Consider the following 4250-nt stretch of genomic DNA (forward strand, 5'->3'; position numbering starts at 1 on the left):
CAGCGCATCCCTACCCGCCCTGCGATCCCAAGGTGCCCTGCGCGGATGGTAGGGATGCGCTGTGCGCGTCCGTAGAATCTTCGTCCCAGCGTCGCCTGTCATTCCTGCCGCTCACCCCCTTTCCTGATGCGTCCGCCTTTAAGTACTAGCGCAAACGATTCGCGAACTCAGTTTGAAATGCCGCGCATGAGTAGCGCTCGGTTGAGAGCATGGATCGCTGAATAGAGCGTCGTGGGTGCAAAGAGTGTTGGGAGCGCGGACCTCCGAGTCCGCAGCAGGTCGCTTTCACACAGCAGGTATTTCAGCATGTAAAACATCGGAAGCACGAGGGCTTCTGGGGCGAGAGACCCAATGTGGGCAAGTGAGGTTTTGGAACCTCGTGTGATTGCGGAGCGCTGCGGACTCGGAGGTCCGCGCTCCAGGGGAGGTTGCTTCAGCGGAGCTCAACCGCACTCCATGTCTCTCTTGACGACTCCACGACTCCACGACTCCACGACTCCACGACTCCTTGACCACCCGCCTCTTAAAACCTCAGCACAAACTCGCCTTCCCGCTGCAGGTGCAGGCGGTCACGGGCGGCCATTTCGAGGTAGGCGTTGTCGTTTTTGATCCACTCCATGCGGCGCAGGAGCTTGTCGCGGTCGGCTTGCAGCACATCGCGCTGCCCTTTGAGCTGCTCGAGTTTCACGCGCATCGCGTTCTGCGTGTCGATCGGGTTGTCGCACAGGACATACACGACGGGCACAATGAGCAGCAGCAGAACGAAACGGGCCACCTTGAGGAATGCGCTCACCCAGCCTTCCCAGCGGGACTGGGGTTCGGATGCGCGCACTTCTCGGTAGTTCATAGAGTCTTAGACTTTCATGCGGCCGCCAAAGACGGCGTTTTCACCCAGTTCCTGCTCGATGCGCAGAAGCTGGTTGTACTTCGCGATACGATCGCTGCGGCTCATGGAGCCGGTCTTGATCTGGCCGCAGTTTGTGGCGACGGCGAGGTCAGCGATGGTGTAATCTTCGGTTTCACCGGAGCGATGGCTCATGACGGCGGTGTAACCATGACGGTGGGCGAGCTCGACGGCGTCGAGGGTCTCGGTGAGGGAGCCGATCTGGTTCACCTTCACGAGGATGGAGTTTGCCACGCCTTGGTCGATGCCCTTCTGGAGGAATTCGACGTTGGTGACGAAGAGATCGTCGCCCACGAGCTGCGTGTCGGCGCCCATTTCCTTGGTGATGACGCCCCAGCCAGCCCAGTCGTTTTCGGCACAGCCGTCTTCGATGGAGATGATCGGGAACTTCTTCTTCAGTTCAGCGTAGTAGGCCACGAGTTCGGCGGCGGTGCGCTCGGACTTGTCGGACTTCTTGAAGACGTACTTGTTCTTCGCCTTGTCGTAGAACTCGGAGGAGGCGACGTCGAGGGCGATGAAGATGTCTTCACCGAGCTTGTAGCCGGCCTTGTCCACCGCCTGGGCGATGACTTCGAGGGCGTGGTCCGCGCTCTTCAGGGTCGGGGCAAAGCCACCTTCGTCACCGACGGCGGTGCTCAGGCCCAGATCGTGCAGGATCTTCTTGAGGGCGTGGAAGACTTCGGAGCCGTAACGCAGGGACTCGGAGAAAGTCGGTGCGCCTTTTGGCATGATCATGAATTCTTGGAAATCGATCGGGGCATCGGAATGCGCGCCGCCGTTGATGATGTTCATCATCGGCACGGGGAGCACCTTGGCGTTCGGGCCGCCGATGTACTTGTAGAGGGGCTGGCCCAGGGTGGCGGCAGCGGCCTTGGCCACGGCGAGGGAGACGCCGAGGATGGCGTTCGCACCGCACTTGGCCTTGGTCTTGGTGCCGTCGACTTCGCGCATGGCGTTGTCGATGCCGACCTGGTCAAGGGCGTCTGCGCCGATGAGGGCGTCAGCGAGTTCATTGTTCACCGCATCGACGGCCTTGAGCACGCCTTTGCCGGAGAAACGCTTCTTGTCGCCGTCGCGCAGTTCCAGCGCTTCGTGTTCGCCGGTGCTGGCTCCGGAGGGGACTGCCGCACGGCCCATGGCTCCGCCTTCGATGTAAACATCCACTTCAACAGTGGGATTGCCGCGTGAGTCGATGATTTCGCGTCCGATGATGCGAGAAATGGTGAGTTCGTCCATGAGGATAGATTATTTAAGTTTTGCTAATAATTAGGATTTTTCAAGAAGGTTTCGAGAAATCTCCGGGGGAGGGAGTTCATTGCACGGGCGGAGCGGGCTCTCAAATGGTAGTTTTTGACGATGCAGCAAGACGCGGGCCAGAATGGCGGGGGTAGGGGTAGGTAGTTCGGGCAGGAGAGGGGTATCTTGGTCCCCGGTTTGGGGGCGGTGGGGTTGCTCATGAGAATAAAGGGGCAAAATCCAGCCGCCACGAGGGACTCGCCGAAGATACAACCAGGCGGGAGCAAAATGAGTGTGGATCAGGTGCTCCCAGAAGGAGCATGGAAGGTAGCCGGTGGTGAAGCGAGGCTTTGCGAGCGAGAACCACCGGGCACCGAGATCAAATGTCACCGGGTCAGAGGTGCATGCCGGAGGTATGCGAGAAGCTTTCAACCCTCCGGCGCCCACGCAACGCCCTCCGATACCCCTCAAGCCCCCTCACGCCGCATAAATTCACCAAACGTCGTTGACATCTCAAAAACGGGACCCAAGACTTCTTACATCCTCGGGTGCTTCGTCGTGAAGAACGCGTTCGCCTGAGGGGGACAGCGCCGCCGGCAGTGAAGAACTCTGACCAGCGCAACCTGCAAGCCGGCACCGCCACCCTGTGGCGCCCCAGGTCAAGCCTGGACCGCCGGTCGTTTCCTGAAGCCTGGCCCATTTGCATCTGCTCCGCATTCCTGCGGTCTCTGCGCATCTGCATGCCAGCATTTAACCACACAATACCATCACATACTACCAACTGCTATGAATACGAACTCAAACGAAACCCTGCCACAAGACGAAGCCGAACTGATTACCCCGGAGCAGCTCGCCCAAAGGCTCAATGTCTCCCGCCGCTGCCTGGCCAACTGGGCGCGGGACAAGATCATCCCCATGGTGAAGATCGGGCGCATCTGCCGCTTTGACCTCCCGAAGGTCCGGGCCGCGCTGGCGCACTACGAGCGCGCCGCCGTCACACGCTGAACCCCCAATGCGCTTCCCGTGAAGGAGACGCAGCCCGCGTCTCCCTTCACAGGGCGCAACCCCACCTCAGCACGCCCATGAACCTCAATCTTGCTCGTTTAGAGAAGGTCCGCCGCTTGCGCGGCTCCAGAATCATCGCCCGCTGTCCGGCCTGTGCCGGGATGAATTCGCAGGCCTCTTTTTCCACGCCCGTACGGCGTCAGAAACCCATGCAGGACGCGCCGCTGCTGGTCTCCGCCGCCGTGACCCACGGGGCGCGTTGCAGGGGTTCAGGCGGCCTGGAAACGCAGGCGCGCACGGTCTCCTGGCGGTCCTGGGCGCGGCATGACATCATCACAGCAGGCGGGTCGGATTTCCTCGCCATGGTAGATGCTGGTAGGGGAAATATCACGCCCGCAGACAGCGCCGCCGAACTGCAACTCTTCACCCTCCCCCACTCATGAAAGACCTGCGCAGCTACCACAATGCCTTCGGGGCACAGGCCCTGGCCGACCTCGTCAGTGATCCGGCGAACTACACCGTGGTGGACAACTCCGGTTGCGCCAGCACCCTGAGCACCGCCCCGCCTGACGGGGAGATCGCCATCACGATCACCGGCCCCGCTCCGGCCAAGGGGAGCGCGGTGGATTTCACGGAGCTGGATGCACGCCGCATCCGCCTCGCCAGTCCGCCGCCGCAGCCCGTCCCGGTTTTCACCCTGCTCACGCAGCAGATCTGCACGCCGGGAAATCTCACGGTGATCTCCGCCCAGGCCAAGGGCGGCAAAAGCGCCATCGTGGGCGCGATGATCGCCAGCACCGTCACCACGCCGCCTCCGGCGGACGCGGACGATGACATCCCCGACTGGGAGGCGGAGTGCGATCTGCTGGGCTTCGCCGCCGCAGCGCCTGCAGGCCGCGCCGTGGTGCTGTTTGACACCGAGCAGTCGCCTTATGATGCGTGGAGCCTCGTCAACCGCGCGGCGTTGCGGGCCCACGTCAGCAGCATGCCGGATCATTTTCGCGGCTACTCCCTGGCGGATGTTTCCACCGAGAAACGCCGCGCCTACCTCGCTGCCGAAATGCAGCGCGCCCATGAGGAATGCGGCGGCATCCACAGCGTCTTC

General features: G+C 61.7%; 5 protein-coding genes. 3 read left to right on the forward strand and 2 right to left on the reverse strand.

Going from position 1 to position 4250, the window contains the following annotated elements; genetic code table 11:
- Positions 1 to 523: 523 nt before the first annotated feature.
- A complete protein-coding gene (locus ACIREA_RS27595; RefSeq protein ID WP_397385541.1) occupies positions 524 to 847 on the reverse strand; it encodes a septum formation initiator family protein in 324 nt (107 codons plus the stop codon).
- 6 nt (positions 848 to 853) lie between these two features.
- Positions 854 to 2140 (reverse strand): phosphopyruvate hydratase, encoded by a 1287-nt coding sequence (gene eno / locus ACIREA_RS27600; RefSeq protein WP_397385542.1) that lies wholly within the window; start codon positions 2138 to 2140, stop codon positions 854 to 856.
- A 786-nt stretch (positions 2141 to 2926) separates the two neighbouring features.
- Between eno and ACIREA_RS27605 the strand changes: the two genes are divergently transcribed.
- From ACIREA_RS27605 to ACIREA_RS27615, 3 genes are all read left to right on the forward strand, one after another.
- Complete coding sequence (locus ACIREA_RS27605; protein WP_397385543.1) at positions 2927 to 3145, forward strand: helix-turn-helix domain-containing protein; 219 nt, start codon at positions 2927 to 2929, stop codon at positions 3143 to 3145.
- A gap of 77 nt (positions 3146 to 3222) precedes the next feature.
- The gene (locus ACIREA_RS27610) at positions 3223 to 3588 is read left to right on the forward strand and encodes a hypothetical protein (protein ID WP_397385544.1); all 366 of its coding nucleotides are present in this window, start codon (positions 3223 to 3225) and stop codon (positions 3586 to 3588) included.
- Positions 3585 to 4250: hypothetical protein (locus ACIREA_RS27615; RefSeq protein WP_397385545.1), on the forward strand; the 666-nt coding region annotated here is incomplete at its 3' end. The genes ACIREA_RS27610 and ACIREA_RS27615, both read left to right, overlap by 4 nt.

Origin of the sequence: Prosthecobacter sp. (assembly GCF_044373815.1) — a bacterium.
Lineage (GTDB): Bacteria > Verrucomicrobiota > Verrucomicrobiia > Verrucomicrobiales > Verrucomicrobiaceae > Prosthecobacter.